22 protein-coding genes, 3 tRNA genes and 2 pseudogenes are annotated in these 23977 nt (G+C 52.3%); 9 read left to right on the top strand and 18 right to left on the bottom strand.

All coding sequences use genetic code 11. The features are described 5' to 3' along the window. The first annotated feature begins 8 nt into the window (after positions 1-8). From livM to IM314_RS20270, 5 genes are all read left to right on the top strand, one after another. Complete coding sequence (livM, locus tag IM314_RS20290) at positions 9-1283, top strand: high-affinity branched-chain amino acid ABC transporter permease LivM (protein WP_047362806.1); 1275 nt, start codon at positions 9-11, stop codon at positions 1281-1283. Next, a complete protein-coding gene (locus tag IM314_RS20285) occupies positions 1280-2155 on the top strand; it encodes an ATP-binding cassette domain-containing protein (protein WP_045260336.1) in 876 nt (291 codons plus the stop codon). Before livM ends, IM314_RS20285 begins: the two co-directional genes overlap by 4 nt. After that, on the top strand, positions 2152-2868 hold the full coding sequence (locus tag IM314_RS20280; protein ID WP_045631541.1) for an ABC transporter ATP-binding protein: 717 nt from the start codon (positions 2152-2154) through the stop codon (positions 2866-2868). The genes IM314_RS20285 and IM314_RS20280 overlap by 4 nt, the downstream gene beginning before the upstream one ends. A 161-nt stretch (positions 2869-3029) precedes the next feature. Then, positions 3030-3389 carry a hypothetical protein gene (locus IM314_RS20275; protein ID WP_047362807.1) on the top strand — a complete coding sequence of 120 codons (360 nt, stop codon included), beginning with the start codon at positions 3030-3032 and terminating at the stop codon, positions 3387-3389. A gap of 1 nt (position 3390) precedes the next feature. After that, complete coding sequence (locus IM314_RS20270) at positions 3391-3843, top strand: DUF3828 domain-containing protein (RefSeq protein ID WP_047362808.1); 453 nt, start codon at positions 3391-3393, stop codon at positions 3841-3843. 272 nt (positions 3844-4115) lie between these two features. On the opposite strand, the gene IM314_RS20265 is transcribed toward IM314_RS20270, so the two are convergent. The 18 genes and pseudogenes from IM314_RS20265 to IM314_RS20185 all read right to left on the bottom strand — a co-directional run bounded on the left by IM314_RS20265 (position 4116) and on the right by IM314_RS20185 (position 19767). Then, a tRNA-Leu gene (locus IM314_RS20265) sits at positions 4116-4202 on the bottom strand. Positions 4203-4214: 12 nt separating this feature from the next. After that, positions 4215-4288: transfer RNA gene (locus IM314_RS20260), tRNA-Cys, on the bottom strand. Positions 4289-4334: 46 nt separating this feature from the next. After that, positions 4335-4410: transfer RNA gene (locus IM314_RS20255), tRNA-Gly, on the bottom strand. Between the two features lie 152 nt (positions 4411-4562). After that, a complete protein-coding gene (gene pgsA / locus IM314_RS20250; protein ID WP_041909393.1) occupies positions 4563-5111 on the bottom strand; it encodes a CDP-diacylglycerol--glycerol-3-phosphate 3-phosphatidyltransferase in 549 nt (182 codons plus the stop codon). Positions 5112-5167: 56 nt separating this feature from the next. Beyond that, positions 5168-7000 carry an excinuclease ABC subunit UvrC gene (gene uvrC / locus IM314_RS20245; protein ID WP_041909391.1) on the bottom strand — a complete coding sequence of 611 codons (1833 nt, stop codon included), beginning with the start codon at positions 6998-7000 and terminating at the stop codon, positions 5168-5170. Further along, a pseudogene (locus IM314_RS22065) lies at positions 6997-7176 on the bottom strand (LuxR C-terminal-related transcriptional regulator); the annotation flags it as partial. The gene uvrC and the pseudogene IM314_RS22065, both read right to left, overlap by 4 nt. After that, positions 7165-7449: pseudogene (locus tag IM314_RS22060) on the bottom strand (transporter substrate-binding domain-containing protein); the annotation flags it as partial. The pseudogenes IM314_RS22060 and IM314_RS22065, both read right to left, overlap by 12 nt. A gap of 86 nt (positions 7450-7535) precedes the next feature. Further along, positions 7536-8087, bottom strand: coding sequence for a flagella biosynthesis regulatory protein FliZ (fliZ, locus tag IM314_RS20235; protein WP_028013680.1), 552 nt, complete (start codon positions 8085-8087; stop codon positions 7536-7538). Positions 8088-8141: 54 nt separating this feature from the next. Further along, positions 8142-8861: an RNA polymerase sigma factor FliA gene (locus IM314_RS20230; protein WP_014170714.1), complete on the bottom strand. Its 720-nt coding sequence runs from the start codon at positions 8859-8861 to the stop codon at positions 8142-8144. A gap of 148 nt (positions 8862-9009) precedes the next feature. Continuing rightward, a complete protein-coding gene (locus IM314_RS20225; protein ID WP_193358900.1) occupies positions 9010-9747 on the bottom strand; it encodes a bifunctional 2-polyprenyl-6-hydroxyphenol methylase/3-demethylubiquinol 3-O-methyltransferase UbiG in 738 nt (245 codons plus the stop codon). After that, entirely contained in the window at positions 9744-10196 is a 453-nt protein-coding gene (locus IM314_RS20220; protein WP_193358899.1) for an N-acetyltransferase, read from the bottom strand. Before IM314_RS20220 ends, IM314_RS20225 begins: the two co-directional genes overlap by 4 nt. Further along, positions 10193-11158 (bottom strand): hypothetical protein, encoded by a 966-nt coding sequence (locus IM314_RS20215; RefSeq protein WP_150144197.1) that lies wholly within the window; start codon positions 11156-11158, stop codon positions 10193-10195. The genes IM314_RS20220 and IM314_RS20215 overlap by 4 nt, the downstream gene beginning before the upstream one ends. Further along, the gene (locus IM314_RS20210; RefSeq protein WP_059358235.1) at positions 11152-12114 is read right to left on the bottom strand and encodes a hypothetical protein; all 963 of its coding nucleotides are present in this window, start codon (positions 12112-12114) and stop codon (positions 11152-11154) included. Before IM314_RS20210 ends, IM314_RS20215 begins: the two co-directional genes overlap by 7 nt. Position 12115: 1 nt before the next feature. Then, entirely contained in the window at positions 12116-12814 is a 699-nt protein-coding gene (locus IM314_RS20205) for a WbqC family protein (protein ID WP_193358898.1), read from the bottom strand. A 12-nt stretch (positions 12815-12826) separates the two neighbouring features. Continuing rightward, positions 12827-13981 (bottom strand): DegT/DnrJ/EryC1/StrS aminotransferase family protein, encoded by a 1155-nt coding sequence (locus IM314_RS20200; RefSeq protein WP_193358897.1) that lies wholly within the window; start codon positions 13979-13981, stop codon positions 12827-12829. A gap of 3 nt (positions 13982-13984) precedes the next feature. Then, positions 13985-17320 (bottom strand): methyltransferase domain-containing protein, encoded by a 3336-nt coding sequence (locus IM314_RS20195; protein WP_193358896.1) that lies wholly within the window; start codon positions 17318-17320, stop codon positions 13985-13987. Between the two features lie 15 nt (positions 17321-17335). After that, on the bottom strand, positions 17336-18766 hold the full coding sequence (locus IM314_RS20190; protein WP_193358895.1) for a hypothetical protein: 1431 nt from the start codon (positions 18764-18766) through the stop codon (positions 17336-17338). 164 nt (positions 18767-18930) lie between these two features. Beyond that, entirely contained in the window at positions 18931-19767 is an 837-nt protein-coding gene (locus IM314_RS20185; protein WP_028013689.1) for a flagellin, read from the bottom strand. A gap of 367 nt (positions 19768-20134) precedes the next feature. Between IM314_RS20185 and fliD the strand changes: the two genes are divergently transcribed. The 4 genes from fliD (at position 20135) to amyA (ending at position 23891) form a co-directional block, all read left to right on the top strand. Then, positions 20135-21553: a flagellar filament capping protein FliD gene (fliD, locus tag IM314_RS20180; RefSeq protein ID WP_193358894.1), complete on the top strand. Its 1419-nt coding sequence runs from the start codon at positions 20135-20137 to the stop codon at positions 21551-21553. Between the two features lie 13 nt (positions 21554-21566). Continuing rightward, a complete protein-coding gene (fliS, locus tag IM314_RS20175; protein ID WP_028013691.1) occupies positions 21567-21971 on the top strand; it encodes a flagellar export chaperone FliS in 405 nt (134 codons plus the stop codon). Positions 21972-21976: 5 nt separating this feature from the next. Next, positions 21977-22339, top strand: a complete 363-nt coding sequence (gene fliT / locus IM314_RS20170) for a flagella biosynthesis regulatory protein FliT (protein WP_193358893.1) — start codon at positions 21977-21979, stop codon at positions 22337-22339. 64 nt (positions 22340-22403) lie between these two features. Continuing rightward, complete coding sequence (amyA, locus tag IM314_RS20165) at positions 22404-23891, top strand: alpha-amylase (protein ID WP_193358892.1); 1488 nt, start codon at positions 22404-22406, stop codon at positions 23889-23891. The last annotated feature ends 86 nt before the right edge of the window (positions 23892-23977 follow it).

The following is a 23977-nucleotide window of genomic DNA, read 5'->3' as shown; positions in this document are numbered from 1 at the left end:
AGAGAATGATGACATCGCACGGTTTTTCTCTAAAGCGCTGCGTTCTGGACGCGATTTTTTCCGGGCTGATTGCGCTGATTATCTTCGGCCCGATTGCTGGCGTGGTGCTGGACGGGTACAGCTTTAACTTTGCCGGACAACGGCTGGCCTGGATGGTCGGCATTGTAATGCTGGGGCGTTTTCTCTTGAGCGCTTTTTTGGGTACCGCCGCGGGCGCTCGTTTCCAGGCGCGCTTCGAAGCTGATAACGCGGGCGTCTATGTTAGGCCACCGGACTACAAAAGCCGCATGCGCTGGATTATTCCTCTGTTGATTGCGCTTGCGGTTTGCTTCCCGTTTGTCGCCACCAAGTATGTACTGACCGTCGCCATTCTCGGGCTGATCTACGTGCTTCTCGGTCTGGGGCTGAACATCGTCGTGGGGCTGGCCGGCCTGCTGGACCTGGGGTACGTCGCCTTCTACGCGATTGGCGCGTACGGTCTGGCGCTGGGGTATCAGTATCTGGGGTTAGGCTTCTGGAGCATGCTGCCGCTGGCGGCAATCATGGCCGCCGCCGCCGGTGCCCTGCTCGGTTTCCCGGTACTGCGCATGCACGGCGACTATCTGGCGATCGTCACCCTCGGGTTCGGGGAGATCATTCGCCTAATCCTGAACAACTGGCTGACCTTCACCGGCGGCCCCAACGGCGTGTCAGCCCCTCCCCCCACCTTTTTCGGCCTGGAATTTGGACGACGCGCGAAAGAAGGCGGCGTGCCTTTTCACGAGTTTTTCCACCTGACCTACAACCCGAACATGAAGTTTATTTTTATCTACGCGGTGCTGTTCCTGGTGGTGATGCTGGTGCTCTACGTCAAACACCGCCTGACGCGGATGCCGATTGGCCGGGCGTGGGAAGCCCTGCGAGAAGACGAAATTGCCTGCCGCTCGATGGGGTTGAATCACGTCCTGGTGAAGCTCTCCGCCTTTACGCTGGGCGCGTCGACCGCGGGGATTGCCGGGGTGTTCTTCGCAACCTATCAGGGGTTTGTGAATCCGACCTCCTTTACCTTCTTTGAATCCGCGCTGATCCTCGCCATCGTGGTGCTGGGCGGCATGGGCTCGACCCTTGGCGTGGTGCTGGCCGCCTTCGTGCTGACGGTAACGCCGGAGCTGCTGCGCAGTTTTGCTGAGTATCGTGTCCTGCTGTTTGGCATGCTGATGGTGGTGATGATGATCTGGCGTCCACGCGGCCTGATCCGCATTAACCGCAGCGGGTTTGCCGTGCGTAAGGGCGTGGCGCCATGAACGGGACGATATTGCGCGTGGAACATCTGATGATGCACTTCGGTGGGATTAAGGCGCTTAACGATGTAAATCTGGACGTGCAGCGCGGCTCCATTACCGCCCTTATCGGGCCAAACGGAGCGGGAAAAACAACCGTGTTTAACTGCCTGACGGGTTTCTATAAGGCCTCCGGCGGCAATATTTTATTTTCTACCCGCACTAAAACGACCAACGTTATTCAGGTTCTCGGACAAAAATTCCAGCCGGGCGACTGGATTAACCCCGCGCAGTTCGGGCAGCGCCTGTTCTACAAAATGTTTGGCGGAACGCACCTGGTGAACCGCGCCGGGCTGGCGCGCACCTTTCAGAACATCCGCCTTTTTCGCGAGATGTCTGTCGTGGAAAACCTGCTGGTTGCGCAGCATATGCGCGTTAACCGCAATCTGCTCGCCGGGATCTTAAACACGCCGGCATATCGGCGGGCGGAAAGCGATGCCCTGGACAGGGCCTTCTACTGGCTGGAGGTGGTGGACCTGGTGGAGTGCGCCAATCGCCTGGCGGGAGAGATGTCGTACGGCCAGCAGCGGCGACTGGAAATCGCCCGGGCAATGTGTACCGGGCCCGAGATGATCTGTCTCGATGAGCCTGCCGCCGGGCTTAACCCGGTCGAAACGCATAAGCTGAGCAGCATTATTCGTTTCCTGCGCGATCGTCATGACATCACGGTCTTACTGATTGAACATGATATGGGGATGGTGATGGAGATTTCGGACGACATTATCGTGCTCGACCACGGCGATGTCATTGCCAGAGGGAAACCCGAACAGATCCAGCATGATGAAAAGGTGATTGCTGCCTACCTGGGTACGGACGAAAGCGAGGTGACCCTATGACCGAACCGCTGCTGGCATTTCGCAAGGTGGATGTGTTCTACGGCGCCATTCAGGCGCTGAAGCAGGTCTCCCTGGAGGTCAATAAAGGTGAGACCGTGGCGCTGATTGGCGCTAACGGCGCGGGTAAATCCACATTGCTGATGTCTATCTTTGGCCAGCCGCGCATCCGGAGCGGGCAGATTCTGTTCAGTGGTGACGACATTAGCCATCAATCCACCCACTACGTCGCCTCCGGCGGCATTGCGCAGGCGCCTGAAGGCCGGCGTGTCTTCCCGGATATGACCGTCGAAGAGAACCTGCTGATGGGAACCATCCCCATCGGCAATCGGTTTGCGGCTGAAGATATGCAAACCATGTTCGACCTGTTCCCTCGCCTCAAGGAGAGGCGCAAGCAGCGCGCGATGACCATGTCCGGCGGGGAACAGCAGATGCTGGCGATCGCCCGGGCGCTGATGAGCCGTCCCAGGCTGCTGTTGCTGGATGAACCGAGCCTGGGCTTAGCGCCGATAGTGGTGAAACAGATCTTCCAGACGCTGCGCGAGCTGGCCCGCAACGGCATGACCATTTTTCTGGTGGAGCAGAATGCGCACCATGCGTTGAAGCTTTCCGACCGCGGATATGTGATGGTTAACGGGCAGATCCGGTTGAGCGGCAGCGGCGAGGAGCTGCTGGGAAATCAGGAGGTGAGGAAGGCGTATTTGGGTGGATATTAAAACGCCCGCGATAGCGGGCATAAAGATGCCGTATGGATTAACCAAACACCATTATCCAAACAGATAGTGGTTTAATTCCGATCACCCTTATTTACAAAAAACTGCAACTTACAGGCGTAATGTTTCCCTTGTTAACCATTAAGTCTATAAGGGATTAAATTATGTGGAGTGCCCATAAAGCCGCAGTTTATGCCCGCCAGCATGCGGGCGAGCATAGCCAGAAAAGATGTGCAGAATTTGTTTCAAAAGCCATTCGCGCTGGCGGTGCGAATCTGCAGAACACACATTATGCTAAGGATATGAAAAGCAATTTGATTTTGGCTGGCTTCCATCAGATTTACGGCGAGCCTGTTGAGGGTGACGTGGCAGTGATCCAGCCTACAGCCCACCACCCCTATGGCCATGCATGCATCTATGGCGGGAACGGCGTCTGGTACTCTGATTTTGTTCAGCGAACAATGTATCCGGGAAAAGAATACCGGGAAGTAAAGCCAGTGTATGCAATATACAGGCATGACTAACATGAAAAAAATAATTCTTGCTGCCCTGCTTCTGCCCACTCTCGTATCAGCTGCACAGAAGCTACCCCCTGAGGCATCCGCCGCCCTTCAGTTTAATAAGTGGTACATCTCGCAGATTCTTAGTGGGAAAGAGCCAATAAAAAACTATGAAGCGCTGAGCCGATACGTTACCCGCGAAACAATCAGCAAGCTCAAAGCCATGGATAAGCTGGATCCGGATGAATATGACGTGCCTGACGTCGATATGTTCATAAAGGCCCAGGGATATGATGATGACTGGGGCATCGTCAGTGCGCGGGCATTAGATTACGATGCCGCATGCATGCAGGTGTATATATCATTCGGCAAAAAGCGGGATCACACCGTGATTGACTGCATGGTCAAAGAAAATGGCGCATGGAAAGTTCAGTCCGTGGCAAGCGTGAATATTTCTGACAACCTGGGCGCAGAATGATATCGGCGATATGACAGGGGTACTGATGCAATGCATCTTCGCGAATCCCTGTCGTATCGCCGACAAATACACCTTCGCTCTGGATAACTGAATAACTGAATAACTGAATAACTGAATAACTGAATAACTGAATAACTGAATAACTGAATAACTGAAAAACTGAATAACTGAATAATAACAATGATGCAAGAAAGCGGATTTCAGGCACAAAAAAACCACCTTTCGGTGGTTTCACGACACTGCTTATTGCTTTGATTATTCTTTGTTTCCCATGGTACCCGGAGTGGGACTTGAACCCACACAGCGCGAACGCCGAGGGATTTTAAATCCCTTGTGTCTACCGATTCCACCATCCGGGCTCGGGAAGAAAGTGGAGGCGCGTTCCGGAGTCGAACCGGACTAGACGGATTTGCAATCCGCTACATAACCGCTTTGCTAACGCGCCGTAAAACTTTTCTAACTGACACCCGCAATTGCGCATGTCTTTAATCTGGAGCGGGAAACGAGACTCGAACTCGCGACCCCGACCTTGGCAAGGTCGTGCTCTACCAACTGAGCTATTCCCGCATGTTATCAAGTTAACTGCTAACCACTTGATTTCATTATCGTCCGGCTTACTGTGCCGCCGTTCGATGCGTTGCATTCTACTGATATGACGTGATGAGTCAACGTTATTTTTTGCTTGTCTGGATTGTTTGCTGAAAATTACGGCGAAACGATCACTGATCAAGCAAATCCCCGCGCGCAGCGTTCAAATATTGCAGCATTGACCACAGCGTCAGCACCGCCGCGACCCACAGGAGGCCAATCCCCGCCCACTCAACCCAGGCGTTCGGACGCCAGAGCATCCACACCAGCGAGGCCATCTGCGCGGTGGTTTTCACTTTACCGATCCAGGATACCGCCACGCTGCTGCGTTTCCCCAGCTCCGCCATCCACTCACGCAACGCAGAGATGATGATCTCACGGCCAATCATAGTTGCGGCGGGCAGCGTCACCCACCAGGTATGATAGTGCTCAGCCACCAGCACCATCGCGATCGCGACCATCACTTTATCCGCTACCGGATCGAGAAAGGCGCCGAAACGGGTACTCTGGTTCCAGCGGCGCGCCAGATAGCCATCAAACCAGTCAGTTACCGCTGCAATAAGGAAGATCAATGCGCAGGCGAACGGTGCCCAGACGACCGGCAGGTAAAACGCCAGCACAAAGAACGGAATGAGTACAACACGAAAGAGAGTGAGCAACGTAGGGATATTATATTGCATAGTGACGGTAACTATTTGTTGTCAGTAAAATTTAGCTCTATGTTGCTACAGAGCCCTCAATGTTTCAACGAGTAGTAGATCTTTTCTGCCAGCCCTTGCGAAATACCCGGCACTTTTGCAATTTCCTCCATACTGGCGTTGAGTAATCCTTGCAATCCGCCCATATACTTCAGCAGCATCTGGCGGCGTTTTGGCCCAACGCCCTCAATAGTCTCAAGCGTGCTCGTGTTTTTGACCTTCGCCCGTTTTTTGCGGTGGCCGCTGATGGCATGGTCGTGCGACTCATCGCGAATATGCTGGATGACGTGCAGCGCCGGGGAGTCCGGCGGCAGGCTGAAGCCCTCACCTTCCGGCTCAAAAAACAGCGTTTCCAGACCGGCCTTACGATCGGCCCCTTTTGCCACGCCTAACAGCAGCGGATGGTTTTTGTCCCACTCAACGTCGAGCGACTCGAATACCGCTTTCGCCTGACCTAGCTGCCCTTTCCCACCGTCGATAAGAATCACGTCCGGGATCTTGCTCTCTTCAATCGCTTTACCGTAGCGACGGCGCAGCACCTGATTCATGGCAGCATAGTCGTCACCCGGCGTGATGCCGGTGATGTTATAGCGGCGATACTCGGCGCGCAGCGGGCCGTTGGCGTCAAATACTACGCAGGACGCCACTGTCTGCTCACCCATCGTATGGCTGATATCGAAACATTCCATTCGCTTCACTTCCGGCAACTTCAGGAGCGTCGCCAGCGCGGTTAGACGCTGGCTAACCGTCGATTGCTGGGACAGTTTAGTGGTGAGCGCCGTCGCCGCGTTGGTCCGCGCCAGCTTCAGATAGCGTGCACGGTCGCCGCGCGGTTTGGTTTGAACATTGACCCGACGCCCGGCCAGTTCGGAAAGCGAATCGGCCAGCAGGGTTTTATCATCGAGGCTAAAATCGAGCAGGATCTCCGAGGGCAGCGTACGCATCTGGCTGCCCTGAAGATAAAACTGGCCAACAAAGGTTTCTACCACTTCACCCAGCTCGGTGCCGCCAGGCACCTTCGGGAAATAGCTGCGGCTGCCGAGCACTTTGCCCTGGCGAATAAACAGCACATGCACGCAGGCCATGCCGGCGTCGAAGGCCACGCCAATAACGTCGAGATCGTCGCCGGTATTTGAGACAAACTGTTTCTCAGTGACTCTGCGCACCGCCTGGATCTGGTCGCGGATCCGCGCAGCCTCTTCAAACTCAAGCGCGGCGCTGGCTTTTTCCATTCTGGCGATCAGCTGGGTTAAAACCTGATCGTCTTTGCCAGCTAAGAACAGGCGTACATACTCTACCTGCTGCGCATACTCGTCTTCACTGACCAGCCCGGCAACACAGGGGCCAAGGCAACGCCCAATCTGGTACTGTAAACACGGGCGCGAGCGGTTGCGGTAGACGCTGTTTTCACACTGGCGGATCGGGAAGATTTTTTGCAGCAGCGCCAGCGTCTCCCGCACGGCATAGCCATTCGGGAAGGGGCCGAAATATTCCCCTTTCGCGTGTTTTGCGCCGCGGTGCATCGCCAGACGCGGATGGGTGTCGCCACTCAGAAAAATAAACGGATAGGATTTGTCGTCCCGCAGCAGCACGTTATAGCGCGGCTGGTAGAGCTTAATATAGTTGTGCTCAAGCAGCAGCGCTTCCGTCTCGGTATGCGTCACGGTGACATCAATATTCTGAATGAGTGAGACCAGCGCTTCGGTCTTACGGGAGGCAAGGTTACTGCGGAAATAGCTGGAAAGACGCTTTTTAAGATCTTTGGCCTTCCCCACATAGATAACCGTACCGCCAGCGTCATACATCCGATAGACGCCTGGCTGGCTGGTTACGGTTTTCAGAAATGCTTTTGAATCGAATACATCACTCACTGACTTAACAACGTCTCCGCGTTACATAAACCGTGCCGGATGGCCAGATGAGTCAGTTCAACATCACCATGAATGTTCAGTTTACTGAACATACGATAACGATAGCTGTTGACCGTTTTCGGGCTGAGATTCAGCTGCTCTGAGATCTCATTCACTTTCTGACGCGAGGCCAGCATACCGTCCCATTTGGTCGGTTTCAGGGAGGCTTTAACGCCGAGGTGCTTCGCCAGTTCTTCTGCAAATTCCACTTCAAAACCGGTCAGCTTGCCGTCATCGCCCTGGAAGCTGAACGGAGGATAGGTTCCTTCCAGCCCGACCAGCAGCGTACCGCGCTCTTTTACTTTATTCAGCAGGTTTTCTGCAGCGAACGTTTTCACGCTCATGCCCGCAACCAGCGCGACAGCCATAACACCCATCAGCGCCTGACGACCCAGAAGTGCAAATTTCATAAATACCCCGATATAGTGGAATTTTTACGTAGTGTAGAGAAATCGCCTGCAACGTCAAAGGCGACTGCGCTACATCTTATTCTTTTTTAATATATATCAGAAGTTGTTCCGGCGAGCGCTTTCTGCTTCACGGAACCCGGCATTTGCACCTTATATTGCGCATACTTGCGCAGCGCAATACGGTAGTTGTTGGTGCTGGTTGCAGGCAGCCACGGCTCCAGATTTTCATCCAGGTAACCGGTCTTCAGCAGATCGCGAGATATATTGTTAACGCTCAGATGCTGCCCAAGACGGCGCAGGCGAACCACATATTCGCGCACGGTGCCGTGGCTCATCTCCGTTTGTTCAAACAGGAATTGCTTGAAGCCGATGATATCAAAGAAGTCGCTTTGCTCTTTGCAGTGGAGATCGCCACAGAAACGGCAAAGCGCCACCCACTCTTTTTGCTCTTCGAGCCACGCGGCTTCATCCATTAACGTGTCGAGGCGAGAGATAGCGATTTTATTCACGATCTCGCCGCGGCGAACCAGCGTGATACGATCGAGTAATTTGTTACAGTGGGCGCAATGCGTCTGGCTGTGTTTAAAGTCTTTCAGGTAGCGGCTTAAAGGCCGTCTTTTAGATTGCTGCACCGTCATGATAACTCCTGGTTGTCAATACGTTGTGCGGCATTTTTCGGGTGATTGGATCACCTATAACTTACCCAGTTTGGTTCGTAAGCGTTTAATGGCCTGGCTGTGCAGCTGGCTAACCCGCGACTCCCCCACCTCCAGAACCGCGCCAATCTCTTTGAGATTAAGCTCTTCCTGGTAATAAAGGGTCAACACCAGCTGTTCGCGCTCGGGCAGAGCTTCAATCGCTTCCATTACGCGCTGGCGTAAATTCCCTTCCATTAAATGGTGTAACGGGTTTTCCTGCTGGTGCTCGTCCGTCACCAGCTCGATGCTATCGCCATGCTCTTCGCGCCACTCGTCATAGGAGAAGAGTTGGCTATTATTGGTATCGAGCAACATCTGACGATACTCTTCAACAGCAATACCAAGACGTTCCGCCACTTCGGTTTCCGTTGCGTTGCGTCCCAGTTCCTGTTCCAGCTGTCCCATCGCATGCGCCACTTCGCGCGCGTTGCGGCGAACGCTGCGCGGCACCCAGTCGCGGCTGCGCAGCTCGTCCAGCATCGCACCACGAATACGCTGAACTGCGTAAGTCGTAAATGCCGTTCCTTGCAGAGCGTCGTATCGGTCAACTGCATTCAATAACCCGATACCGCCCGCCTGTAGCAGATCGTCAAGTTCCACGCTCGCCGGCAAACGCACCTGGAGGCGCAATGCTTCGTGACGCACCAGCGGGACATAACGCTGCCACAGCGAGTGTTTATCCATTACACCTTCAGCGGTATAGAGTGAATTCACGATAAACAGCCCTGCGTTAGTTGAGTTATCGGCATGATTATCCGATTCTGCAGGGCGTTCAATTGGATGAATAGTGGGTAAAATAAGGGGTTATTTGGGGGTTACCGATGCATGTTGGGATAACATGCATCCTGGAGTAAGAATAACGTCAGCCTTTTTTACACAGCAAGAATATGCTTGAACATAAATCAGGGTATTGATGGCCTAACTCGTAGCACCCTTCAAGATATTCCTTCGAGATGATATCCGTCTGTAAAAGTTTGTCCCACTGGAAATTAGCGAGCGCCTTGAAAAAAATACCCGTGCGATAAACAACGTTAAGTCCTGCAAGGCGGGCATCTCTCTCAAGCGTATCCAGAGAATATGTACAACGATGGCCATGCTGAAACTCAGCTTCCGTCACCGCACTGTTATGCGAGATTAATCCCATTTTAACGGCAATCTGTCGGGAGGCGGCATGCGCATTTGGACACACCAGAAAAAGGTGTCCTTCATCCGTTAACCATTCATCATTAATGCGTTTTAAGAGGTTAACGGGATCGTCAATATGCTCCAGCACATGGGTGAGAACAATATTGTCATAACGCTCCGGCAGTTCAACATCCTCAAAGCGGGAATGCACAAACGATACATTTTTCCCCAGGCGTTCACTGGCGATACTCATCGCCTCTGCCGAGGCTTCCACGCAGGTGATGTCGCTGAATTTTTCTGCCAATCGTGCGGTAAAATCACCTTTAAAACTGCCAAGCTCAAGTAAATTACCGGTTTTAAAAAAAGGTGTGAACGCACGGATCATAAAAGGGTGCATCACATCAAAATCAAAGTTATAGGCATACTGATGGTCGGCAGTATCTTTAATTTCCAGATTGTAATCACGAAGGATCATGTTGTTATCTCACTCTGCAAAGTCATGGTTATCTTCGAAGCGTTTGATCGACCAAAGATAAACCCATGCTTTAGATATAAATGTTGTGCCGACACGTTATTCTCATCGACTTCAAGATTAATTTCAGTCACACCCAGAGACTGTAGATGTTCAATGCTCTGAATTAATAGCTGGCTACCTATACCGCAATGCTGAGTGCCAGGCAAAACGGAAACATGAGTAATAAAGCCCTGCTGACGCTGCGCGTTATAATAGGCTGCAACCATCCCGATGAGCGCGTTGTCATGCCAGGCTTCGGTTCTCCATGCCCGATCCACTATTTTTTGGGCATAGTCCTGTAACGCGATTACATCGGTGATCGAGGCAATAAAAAGCGGGTCACACTGGTTAAAATAGACGACGATGTCCTCCGGTGTGGCGCGATTCTGGCAGAACTCCCAGCGAGTCATATTACCCACTCTGCCAGGCCAAATCCGGCTTTGCCAAACGCATTACCGTTATAAAGCAAATAGACTTTTTCGTCGCAGCGGAAAAGGTGCGGGTAGCACTGCATTTCACTGTCCCAGTCATCCACGGAAGCCAGCGAGCTCATCTGACTGTCGTCACGATGCCAGTGATGTAAATCATCAGACCATGCGTAGCCCAGACGGTACCCCCTCCCCTGCCCTGTGCGGAAGTCAAAACATTCCCGGAAGCAAAAGACCATATGATACCGGCCATTTATTTCAATCACCGTCGGCAGTGCCTGGCATTCATCATCGCCCAGAACAGAAGGGATAATTTGTCTGCCGTCACGCTGCCAGTTGATACCATCGTTTGATACCGCATGAGCAATTTTATAGATGCGATCCGGAGCTGAATCCGGTGTGCGCTTCTTCCACCCCGTGCCAAAGATGTACCACATATGGAAACGTTCACGGGTATGGATAACAAAGGCATCACCCACTAAGTGTGGCTCGTGCAATGAGGGTCCCATCACGGGCCCGGTACCGAAACGGGTGAAATGTTCGCCATTGTCCGCGCTTAACGCAAGACCAATAGCCGTATCAACCGAGACTGAAACGCGACGATTCCAGCCCGTTGTCCATGCCATGATTTTTCCTTCATGACGCAGAACGTTACAGGGGAAAATACCGTGCTCATCGAATGTACCCAGCTCGGCAGGTGCTATCACCGGCTCGGGACTGATGCGAAGCACCTCCCGCAGAGATTTATCCATATCCACATAGCAGACGCGGCTAATAAACTTTGCTGAGTTCTCCTCCCGTTCACGCGTGGAAAAGTAGATTCGAACAAAGTCATCAAACACCAGCGCTTGCGGAGACTGGGCAAAACCAACCCCATTTGCCAGAGGAGGAAACTGTGACGGCGAATAGATAAGCCCGTGCTTACGCCAGTTCAGGGTTAGCATAATGTTCCCTCAAGTTGTGCCAGTCCAAAGCCGTAGCGCCCTACCTGATCCCCCAGATAAGCCATATAAATCTTGCCATCCAGTTCGAAGACGTGCGGGTAGCTGATCATTTCTGCATCCCATCCGGACGCAGAGACATCAATGCCGGCTTTGCTATCATCCCGATGCCACGAGATCATATCCAGGCTCCACGCGTAGCCAATCCGGTAACCGTTCTGTTTCCCGCGATAATGGGCACTGTAGCGGTAGCAAAAAAACATATGGTATTTGCCGTTGGCGTAAAAAACATCCGGACTGGCCTGTGCCTCGTCCTCTTCGATACGGCTGGGGATCAGATCTTTATTCAGTTTTGTCCAGTTGATGCCATCTTCAGATGTCGCCATGCGAATCTTATAGACCGGCTCTGCGCGGCCATCCACCCATTTCCATTTGCGACCAGCAATATAAAAAAGCTGCCATTGGTTATTAAATCTGCGAATTTTCGGCCCACTCATCACAAATGGCTCATCCGGAGAGTAACCAATTGCCGGACCCGGCCCCGCTTTAACGAAGGTTTCACCCTGGTCATGGCTTACTGCCATGCCAATCGCCACGTTAAACGGCACGGATTCGCAGCGCGTCCAGCCGGCATACCAGGCTTTTACCACATCGTTATCGCGCATCACGGAGACGGGATAGGTACCAAACTCGTCAAATTCTCCGTATCCACCCAGCGGGAGAATCGGTTCGCGGGCAAAGCGTAATACCTGGAAGAGATCGTGACGCGCCAAATCTACCCAGGCGGAATAGCTGACATATTTCCCTTGCTCATCAGCAGGCGGGCGGCAGGAGAAATAGACGCGCACGAAATCATCAAAGATCAGCGTCGCAGGAGCCTGCGCAAACTCTCTAAGCCATGGGAGATGGGTGACCTCCTGCGGGGTAAAGACCTTCCCTAATTTTTTCCATGTAAACATATTAAATTAACTCATAACCATGTTGCAGGCGACGAACCACCTCATCGCGAGGGTTAAACATCATGACGTCAATAATGGACAGCCAGGGTATAAATTCCGCGTCAGAATGCCGGTAGTGCCACGGCTGCGGCTGTATAAATTGCAGTTCAAGTCCGCGTTCAATGAACTCCTGTCGTGAATAGAGCGCGGTACCTCCCGGAGGATTAATATACGTTCGGGCGTTCATCACCTGACAAATATCAATGACGCGATCCTGGGACTTTAAGGCGTGATTCGCGGGTAACGAAGACGAGACAATCAGTTCGCAGGAGAAGCCGAAGTAATCCCGCAGCTCCACTAACCCCCTCCACAGATAATTAAAAAGATTATCATCCGGGTTCTGAATAATGACCTCAACTATCGGCATTACCGCGGAAAAACAGGGGGCGTGGCGATACGCGCCAACAATCTGATTGCACAGCTTATTGCGGTCAAACGCAGCCGAGAGCTTCCGCTCCCTGATATCCAGAAAGTCAGAGTCTTTTTTTAGCGGTAGTGAAATTAACGACTCTGCGCCGCGTGTCTGGATACGGTTACGGTTAATCCACCCTTTTTTCGTGTACTTGATGTTGTCATACACCACGAAAGCATCCACTGCCGCCATCAGCTGGAAATAGCCGCAATACGGAAAAAAATAGGGCTGCATGATCGCCAACTTCATCGGTTTCCTTTCCTATCCATTAACAACCAGTGCAGGCTCTGCCGCGCGTTCGGCATCGATAAACAGCGCCTGGATAATCTCAATAATGCGACGCTGATCGGCCACCGGCAGGCCCGGATAAATTGGCAGGCAAAGCACCGCATGAGAAATTTCATCCGCCACAGGGAGATGCTGCGCATTCGCCGTCGGGAAGTGGCGATACATCGGGAATGCACTGATCAGCGGATAGAAATAGCGCCGGGCATAGATATTATGCTTGCGCAGCTCTGCGTAGATAGCATCCCGACTTACCGCGGAATCTGCCCGAATAAGCACCGGGAAATAGGAGTAATTCCATTCAATATTATCAGCAGGCTTAATGTACGCCAGCGCAGGAAGCGTGGAATCGAGCAGCTCAACGTAGCGTTGATAGATAATTGCGCGTTCCTGCAGCGCGCTGTCAATATACTTCAGCTGCAGCAGCCCCATCGCCGCCTGCACTTCATTCATTTTTGCGTTAATACCCGGCGCCATCACAATGGTTTCATCGGCAAAACCAAAGTTTTTAAGGTAATCGATACGCTGTTTGGTTTTGGCGTCATGGCAAATAATGGCTCCCCCTTCAAAGGTATTAAATACCTTCGTTGCGTGGAAGCTGAGCACGGACAAATCGCCATAATTAAGTATACTGGCGTTATCCTGTTTAACACCAAAACAGTGGGCTGCATCGTAAATGACCTTCAGGCCATAGGTATCGGCAATTTTCTGGATGCGCTCCATATCGCACGGAATACCATAGCAGTGGACCGGCATGATAGCGGTCGTTTTAGGGGTAATCAGCTCCTCAATGCGGTCCGGGTCGATATTAAAGGTAACGGGATCAATATCGGCAAAGACCGGCGTCAAATCATTCCACAGCAGGCTATGAGACGTAGCGACAAAGGAATACGGCGTGGTGATCACTTCGCCAGTAATACGTAATGTCTGAAGCGCCGTCAGCAGTGCAAGCGTGCCGTTGGAGAACAGGCAAACATGCTTTACACCCAGATACGCCGCCAGCGCCTCCTCCAGCTGCTGATGGAATTGGCCACTGTTAGTCAAAATTTTACTTTCCCACAGTGTCTCCAGGTAAGGGATAAACTCCTCAAGTGGCGGAAGAAGTGGACTGGTAACATAGACATTTTTCATAAGTTAATCCTCAGTACCTGATACCTGGAAACTGCGCGGTGCTTCATCAGCACACCATTTTCGCCAGGCCTCACGAAGGGCCTGCTGGAAGGGAATCGCCACATTGCTCTGGCCCTGGGGTAGGATTGTGCTGCGCATGTTCTGGCGCAAAGCGCTGAGGGTTTCCAGCCGGGTTTGCCAGCTAACGGCCTTGTCGAAATAGTCCTGCTGACTTTCCGCCACAAACTCATCCAGCCCGTAGATATGCATGATCTCCAGCCCCTGACGTGCGGGATACGTCGCGCCTGCCAGAGTAAGCGTCGGGACGCCCATCCATATGCCATGACTGGTGGTGGTTCCCCCGTTGTACGGGAAGGAATCAAGCAGCATGTCTACCTCATGGTGCATATGAAGGTAGGCCTCCAGCCCCGTCGTCTTGCGGAAGATAAGCTGCTCATCCGACACGCCCAGCGCATTAAGCTTTTTGCGGTAACGAGCAATCATTGCATCGTCATCCATAAAACCAATCAGCAAGCGTGACGCAGTGTTATGCAGCAAAATACGCGCCCACAGCGCAAAGACCCGATCGTTCAATTTTTTAGGACGATTGAAGCTACCGTAGGTAAACCAGCCGTTCTTCAGCGCTGGCAGTGTATTAACGTCAGGGCTGGACGCATCCGGCTCGAAAAAGTTATCGAGTGGGATCGCGATAAGCTTCTCCGTAAACTGAGCGTCTATTTCGGCACTCCGGACAAACCCGGTGCTGATTATGCGGTAATCAATCTGCCGCATTCCGGTCGTGCCAGGGTAGCCGAGCCAGGTGATTTGCACCGGAGCAGGCTTAAAGGCAAACGCAGGTAAACGCGTCCCGGTGGTGTGCCCCGAGAGGTCAAAAAGAATATCAATCCCGTCGCTGTGGATCTGTTTTGCCAGCTCAACATTATTGAGATGGGTAACGGATAACCACTTCGTAGAGGTGTTACGGAAGTGCTCCGTGACGGCATCATCTTTATCCAGCGTGCTATATCCGTAGAGAGAAAAACGCTCCCGATCCATGCCGTCCCAGAACGGGCGCAGGAAGCGGCTTACGGGATGATTACGGAAGTCACCTGAGACAAAGCCCACGCGCAACGGCCGCTCAGGATCCTTGCTACCCTGCCACGGCAGCGTCAGGTCGACATTTTTCGCCCATGCGGTCACCAGCTCACCATAGGCAAGATGGCGCTCGAAGAGCACTTCCGGCGAGACAGAAAAATCGTGGGTAAGAACAAACAGCAGGCTGGTGAAACAGTCAAAATCACCCGGCGCAAACTCGAGCGATTTCTCGAGGAAATAACGTGCTTCCGTCAGCTTCTGGTTATCACTGAGAATAATGCCCATCATCGCAAGATGCAGCGGGTTAGTGGCGTTATAACGCAAAGACTCCCTTGCACAGCGTTCAGCCATGGCCATATTACGACGCGCGTGATACACCACCGCCAGCGTGTTCCAGAATGACGCATTCTGTTTATTCAACCGCAGTAGCGTCTGCAGGATCCGGGCGGCATAATGCAGCTCGCCTTTTTTCTGCAGCACGGTGGCCAGGTCGAACCAAATATCCTGTCCGGCAGAGTAGCGGCTCATGAGCTGGCAGAGTGCCAGAAGAGCCTCGTCCCAGTCGCCCATCAGCAGGCTGGCACGGGAAAAGCAGCGAAGCATATGCAAATTATGGGGATCGTTTTCAATCTGTCCCGTAATGTAATCGCGCGCATCTTTCGCCAGACCGGCGGCAATCAGAGCGTTTACTTTTTGGTAGATGAGATCGATATCAGGATCCTGCTCATCCCTCTCCCCCGCCATTATCTGGCCGTCAACAAGTAACCCGCCCTGTTGCGACCCGACATTAAGCAGCAAAAGCGTATCAATGTTGCTTTTGAGGTAGTCGACATCCCCCAGGCGCAAAAAACGCTGCAGTGCTTTGCGCCATGCTTCAGGGGAGCCTTTCAACAGCCCTTTCGCCTTCAGTGCAGTAAAGCGCTCGCGGCTTCTGGCCTGATTCACATCCATACCAGCAACCACGAACTCCCGCTCGTCCTCACTGAGGGCCACACGTTCACCCCAGAGATTAAACGTGATGTCGGCGTCTTGCCCTACCTGAAGGGGAGCAATTAACGTGAGCTCACCTTCAGGCTGAACATTGTAAGGCCCCGGTGAGCCCGCCCAGTGAAGCCCTGGAATTTGGTTGAGAAAGAGATCTTTTAGAGATTCAAGCACGCTCTGGGCGACATCCTCCTCTTTTTCGGGAAGACGCGCGTTACTCACCAGTTGATCAAATGACAGGCTCAGCGGCCATGCGCCGCCAAGCAGATCGAGAATGTGCAGCGTCGTGGTATTTTGCGTCGAGAAAAACTTCCCTTCAGCGTTAGTGTGAGCATTGACGACCTCGCCGCGATCGTTGCGGCAACGTCTGAAATCACCGGCCCAGTGCAGCTTGTTTAACCGGGTAAAATCCAGCGCCGCCGCGTTAACGGCATCATCACGGGAAAGCAGGCCGACGCGTTCGCGACGGTTGACGGCAAAATCAAGATATTGCTGAGCGGCAGTCGACGTCTGCCCCGATGACACCAGCGCGTGCAGTTGATGAATATGCTCGCTAACGCTCTCCCCGCTTTCATACTGAGGAAGTGCATCCCCCACGTAGCGCAGCCCGCAGGATAAGAGACTCTCGGTGAAGTGATGAAACTGAGCGAAGGTATGCGTGGCGCGTGCCAGGGCTTCGATAAGGGCGGCGTCGTCAGCACGTTCCATCTCGAGCACATATTGTTTGATCTCGCCTTCCGGCTGGGTCAATGCCAGATAGCTGAGCATACCGCGGGCAAACGCGACTTTATCTTCCGGTCGTTCCGCAAGACGCGCATGGAAGGCCAACGCATCCTGAACATACTGCGCCGCAGATTCCGGGGAGGTAAACACCTGATGGAAGGCAATGATGCCCTGTGCCGAAAGGTGCCGACGGCACCACTGCAACAACGCATCACGCTCTAACATACTTTCAGGCATGAAGTTCCCGCGAATGAGGATGTAATCGAATTCTCCTGGCGACACGTTCAGCACATCGTTAACACCTGCCGCAACCAGTTCGATATGGGTGATGCCCAGACGCTGCGCCTGTCTCTGCCCCTCTGCAATAGCATCTTCGTTGATATCAATACCAATCCCGACACAGCCAGGCCAGGCCAGCGCGGCGGATAACAACGCATCCCCGTAGCCACAGCCTAAATCAAGGACGCGCGCATTGGCAGGCGCCCCGGCAGGGAACTGATACAGGGCGGCGGCGGCCTGTAAACCCGATAGCGTGAATCGATTATCTGGATACAACATTCAGGGAGGGTTCCGTTAATTCAGTGGATAACAAAAATAGGTTTGTTGCATCGCTGTTTTATAGCGCTGATACGCTTCGCCGCCTGATTTTTGCGTGGTCACCGTCCAGCTGAACGTGGCGTCGGTGTAGCGAATATCGATCAGGTTCTCCAGCGGCTCGCGATGAATGGCCATCTGCTCAACCGCAGGCAATGCATCCAGTGCGACAGAAAGTGCGACCTGGTCGAGGAACCACTCCGCATTGCCGCGGCGTAGATTCCAGTCAATAAATGTCGCCACAAGCGACAGGTATTTACGCGAAAGCGAGCCTGGAACCGTATAAACAAAGCCCGCGGGAACCTGCTCCCATGGCGGAGCGCCGTTGCTGTAAGAGAGGACAATTTCGTTCTCAGGGAGATATTGCTTAATTTCGGCCCAGTTCTTACGAACGAGACAATCTGCATCAAGAACAATCACTGGAGAGGTGAACACGCTCTGTGCATAACTGAGGAAAACAAAACGTCTTGAGGCGTACCAGACGTTGATACCAAAAGCCGGCGCAATCTTTTCGGCTGTCGCCGATATCACCATTCCCGGAAAACGCTGATGCAGCGAATGAACGTGCGCCGTAGTCTCATCATCAGGGTTATAGAGATGCAGGTGAACGTTAAGCTGGTCGCCGTTGGTATGGAAGATCGAACCTAACAGCGTCAGGGCATGATCGAAGTAATAGCGCTTATCGCACGCGACCAGAACCGTGGTTTTTCCATTATTTTCTGCCGGTTGAAGCCACTCGTAGTGCGAAAAATCAGGCTCGTAGTCAGGCATTTTCAATGCGGAAAAATCGATGAACGATTCAGGGCAGCCACCCAGCTTATGAATCCCCATGACAACCATCAGCATGGTTAACGCATCTTCACCAATATACTCAGGATTAGCGGTCAACTGCTGGATCAGCACCTGCATCTGATTAAAGTCATCTTCCATCAGACACACTAGCAGCAATATTTTCATCACTATCGGGGATAGGTTTACCACCGTGTAGTAATTTGAAATCAGGAATAACGCGGCCTCAATTTCGTTAATCCGAAAGAAGACCTGAATACCCGCCACCAGAAGATTTATGCTGTCGTCATGCTGAAGCGCCTCTACGACCCAACCGGTAATGGTTTCGCTCATCTCTTTCGAAAAGGGTGTTGGCTTGCCCTGATTTTTAAAATCAAACGCGGCGTTTGCAACGGCAATCGCGCACAGCATGCGCTTAACGGCGAATTCTTTTTGTGCATCCAGATCGGTTGTTGCATCCATGATCTGGGGTTCGAGCGTGGCGATATCAGAATTTTTATAGTGCAGGATTTCGGTCACGATATGCGCAGGCAATGCATCTGTTTCTGGCAAGTAAATTAGCCGTGAAAATTCATCACGGTAATACTGATGCAGCGATCGTGTACGCTCGAACTTGTTCATCCCGATTCTCTTAGTAAGATTGCGATTCTTACCTATCGTACAAGGGAATATTTGGGATAATGGAAGGAACACCCTCGGGAATAAGGGCTTATTTCGGAGATTGTCTGGCGAGCAAAAAAAAAGGTTGCTGTCTCCAGCAACCTTTTGTGAAACAGACGCGGCGATTAACGCAGCAGAGACAGCATAGCCTGTGGAACCTGGTTTGCCTGAGACAGTACAGAAGTACCAGCCTGCTGCAGGATCTGCGCGCGAGACATGTTGGAAACTTCGGTAGCGTAGTCAGCATCCTGGATACGGGACTGAGCAGCAGACAGGTTATTGATAGAGTTGTTCAGGTTGTTGATGGTAGATTCGAAACGGTTCTGAATCGCACCCATGTTAGAACGCGCGGTATCAATTTTCGCGATTGCAGCATCAGCAGCAGAGATAACAGCCTGTGCAGAGGCGTTATCGGAGATTGCAGTGCTCAGGCCAGCGCTCAGAGTACCAGAGGTCGCATTGATCAGCGCGTTGCTGTCAACAGAGATGGTGTCGTTAGCAGAAGTACCAGCACCAACCTGAATTTTCAGCGCGGTAGATACAGAACCGTCCAGCAGTTTCTTACCGTTGAAGTTAGCTGAGCCCGCGATACGGTCGATTTCAGCCAGACGCTGTTTGATTTCAGTGTTAACGGAAGTCAGGTCAGAAGAACCGTTGGTGTCGGTAGCAGCCTGAACAGACAGCTCACGAATACGCTGTAAGTTGGTGTTGATTTCGTTCAGGTTACCTTCAGCAGTCTGAACCAGGGAGATACCGTCGTTAGCGTTACGTGCCGCCTGGGTCATACCTTTAATCTGGGAGGTCATGCGGTTAGCAATCGCCTGGCCAGCAGCGTCATCTTTCGCGCTGTTGATACGCAGACCAGAGGACAGACGCTCGATAGCAGTGCCCAGAGAAGACTGAGATTTGTTCAGGTTGTTCTGAGTGGTCAGGGACAACAGGTTAGTATTGATAACTGCCATAATTTTTAATTCCTTCAAAAATGGTTTCTAGGGTCGGTGCCTAACACTCACGGCGTCTCTCACCGTCAACAAGGTTATCGACGCCCTTGCAGCAGACTTTAGAAAATATCTAATAAAAAAATCAACTCATTGTTTTTTAATAAGTTATTTAGGAAACCCAGACACCAGCAATACCAGGAACATACAAAATATCAGCATCAGATCCGCATTTTTATCCTCACTGAAAGATCCCTTTAGCCACGTCCAGTCAGATTTTATAAGCCACATAAAGAGCGCTTATTACCCGATTATTTTTTAAAACTCACCGTAAACTTTTTGCAGGCTGGGCCGATAAACGACTGAAACATCCATTGAGAAGGAACATTACATGGCGACTATCAGTAATCTCGGGGTGGGCGTGCCCGGCCTGTCGGATCTGTACGATAAACTGCAGGCAGCAGAAGAGACGAAATTAACGGCGATTGCCAAACAAAAGACCGCTTACGACGCGCAAATCACCGGTTACGGAAAATTACAAAGCGCCCTGACTACCCTGCAAACCGCAGCAGCAAAGCTGGCAAAGGCGGACACCTGGAACTCGACGTCCGTTTCCAGCACCAACACCGCGTTCTCGGCTGTCAGTACCTCCAGCGCTAACGTTGGCGATGTCACTATTAACGTCAGTAAGATCGCGAAAGGCCAGGTACTGACGACGGCTCCCGGCACCATTGACAGCAATACAAAGCAGTTGGGGGGAACTACAGGTTCCAATAGCCGAACCATTACCATCACCCAGGCAGGCGCCGACAGCAAACCGTTGACGGTCACGCTCGCCGATGGAGATACCTCACTGAATGGCATCGCGAAAGCCATCAACGCGGCCAACGGCAACGTATCAGCAAGCGTGGTGAAAGCCGATAACGGCGACTACCGTCTGATGCTGACCTCAAAAACCACGGGTACCGATTCTGATATGACGGTTTCGGTAACCGGGGACGATACGCTGAATGCCGTCATCGGCAGCGCCGCGCTGAAGGTACAGGTTCCGTCACAAAATGCCGTCGTTAACGTGAACGGTATTCAAATTGTTCGCCAGAGCAATACCATTACTGACGCTATGCCTGGCGTCACATTAACCCTGAAAGCTCCGAGCACGGCAGATGAAACCCTGACGGTAGCCCGCGCATCCGACGATAACAAAAAAGCCATTACGGAATGGGTTAATGCCTATAACTCTCTGCAGTCTACCATCGCTGCGCTGACCAAATACGAACCACCCGCAGTGGGTGCAACCGCCCAGTCTTCGAACAACGGCGTGTTAATGGGTGACAGTACTATCCGCGGAGTACAATCCGATCTTCGTGCTTTATTGACCAATGTACAGAGTGGCTCCTATGCCATCATGGCTCAACTTGGCATCACGCAGGACCCGGTCAAAGGCGCTGACGGCGCGGTTGGCAACCTGAAAATCGATGATAAAAAGTTAACCAAGATGCTCACGGACGATCCCGCTGGCGTTCAGGCCTATTTTGTGGGTGACGGGAAAACGACCGGTTTCGCTACCCAGATGAATAACAAGCTAACCGATATGCTGAGTACGTCTGTCGGTAAAGAAGGTGTTATTCAGAATGCGAAGGACGGTATTAACGCCACGCTCAAATCTATCGGCAAACGTTACGACGCGATGGAGTTGACCATTGAAGCCACGATGGCGCGTTATAAAAAGCAATTTAACGACCTGGATAAGCTGGTGACTAAATTCAATGGTACGGCCACTTATTTGACCCAACAGTTCAGCAGTAAGTAAGAAAGGAACCGATATGTATAACAAATCTGGTGTACAAGCCTATCAGCAGGTAGGTCTTGAATCTGCTGTCTTGAGTGCCAGCCCGCACCAGTTGGTTGTCATGTTGTTCGACGGTATCCATAGCGCGCTTGTCCGGGCGCGCCTTTTCCTTGAGCAAGGGGATATCCCGGCAAAAGGAGAGGCCCTGTCTAAGGCCATTAATATTATCGAAAATGGCCTTAAGGCTGGGTTAAATATGGATGTGGGTGGGGAACTCCCCCGCAACCTTTCTGCGCTTTACGACTATATGGTACGCCGTTTGTTACATGCCAACCTGCGCAATGACATCGAGGCCATTACCGAAGTCGAGGCTCTGCTGCTCAATATTTCCGACGCCTGGAAGCAAATCGGCCCGGGTTATTCTCCCAAGCAGGATTAACTGTAATGAACGACTCCAGCTTATCCCTTAAAAAGTGGCATGCCCTTAATGCCCTTAGCAATACCATGCTAAGCCTTGCTCAATCCGGGAAATGGGATGAGCTTATTGACCAGGAAGTGGCGTACGTTTCGCTGGTTGAAGAGATCAGCACGACGCCTTTTCCACCCAACAGTAAGGGGATTCAGGACCAGGCGATGGTAATACTGAATCAGGTGCTTCAGAATGAAATCATTCTGAAGACGTTGCTGCAGGAGAGGATGAGTGAGCTAAGCGGCCTTATTGCTCAAACCAATAAGCAAAAAAACGTTAACGTTACCTACGGTAGGCTTTCTGGCAACATTTTATTTCCCGGAGAGATGAATCAATAAGACACATTAGCGATTCATCAACCATACTCCAGAAGTCTGCCATATGGCTTCTGGAGCACGGACGATGAAAAACCCCACCCTGTTACAATGCTTTCACTGGTATTACCCCGCTGGCGGTGAATTGTGGCGAGAAGTCACGGCGTTAGCCCCCAACCTTAACGAAATCGGCATTAACATGATCTGGCTCCCGCCCGCGTATAAAGGAGCTTCCGGCGGGTATTCGGTTGGCTATGACTCTTACGATCTGTTTGACCTCGGCGAGTTTGATCAGAAAGGCAGCATCGCCACGAAATACGGTGACAAAGCGCAGCTGCTGGAAGCCATCGACGCCCTCAAAAGCAACGACATTGCCGTCCTGCTGGACGTGGTGGTTAACCACAAAATGGGGGCTGATGAGAAAGAGCCTGTCCGCGTGCAGCGCGTGAACGAACAGGACCGTACACAAATTGATGATGAAATCATTGAGTGTGAGGCCTGGACTCGCTACACCTTCCCTGCCCGCGCCGGGCAATATTCGCAGTTTATCTGGGATTACAAATGCTTTAGCGGCGTCGACCATATTGAAAACCCGGATGAAGACGGGATCTTTAAAATCGTCAACGACTACACCGGAGAAGGCTGGAATGACCAGGTCGATGATGAGATGGGTAACTTCGATTACCTGATGGGCGAAAACATCGACTTTCGCAATCACGCCGTCACCGAGGAGATCAAATACTGGGCCCGCTGGGTCATGGAACAGACGCGCTGCGACGGTTTTCGTCTGGACGCCGTCAAGCATATTCCCGCCTGGTTTTACAAAGAGTGGATTGAGCACGTTCAGGAAGTCGCCGAACAGCCGCTGTTTATCGTGGCGGAATACTGGTCTCACGAGGTGGATAAACTTCAGGCCTATATTGACCAGGTCGAGGGGAAAACCATGCTGTTTGATGCCCCGCTGCAGATGAAATTCCACGAAGCGTCACGTCAGAGCCGGGATTACGACATGAGCCAAATCTTCACCGGCACGCTGGTGGAGGCCGACCCGTTCCATGCGGTGACCCTCGTCGCGAACCACGACACTCAACCCTTGCAGGCGCTGGAGGCCCCGGTTGAAGCCTGGTTTAAACCGCTGGCGTACGCGCTGATCCTGCTGCGGGAAAACGGCGTGCCGAGCGTCTTCTATCCGGATCTGTTCGGCGCAAGCTATGACGATACGGGAGGCGACGGTGAAACGTACCATATTGATATGCCGGTGATTGAGCAGCTTCACGAGCTGATCCTCGCCCGCCAGCGCTTTGCCCACGGCGTGCAGACGCTCTTTTTTGACCATCCAAACTGCATCGCCTTCAGCCGCAGCGGCACGGAAGACGATCCCGGCTGCGTGGTGGTGATGTCGAACGGCGACGATGGCGAGAAGGTGATTTGCCTGGGAGAAAACTACGGCAACAAAACGTGGCGTGATTTCCTCGGCAATCGTGAAGAAACGGTCACCACCGCGGCGGATGGCGAAGGCACCTTTACCTGTAAAGGGGGAAGCGTCAGCGTGTGGGTGATTGAGGATGCGTTGTAGAACGGGAAACGTGCGGCCTGATGCCCTTGTATGTTTAAAGTCACTTCAGTTACCCGTCAACAGACGGGTAAACTGTCACTGAGTTT

This window comes from Enterobacter cloacae complex sp. P42RS, from assembly GCF_014930595.1.
Classification (GTDB): Bacteria; Pseudomonadota; Gammaproteobacteria; order Enterobacterales; family Enterobacteriaceae; genus Enterobacter; species Enterobacter bugandensis.
The sequence above is the reverse complement of the archived record's forward strand: the minus strand, read 5'-3'. Positions and strand labels throughout refer to the sequence as shown.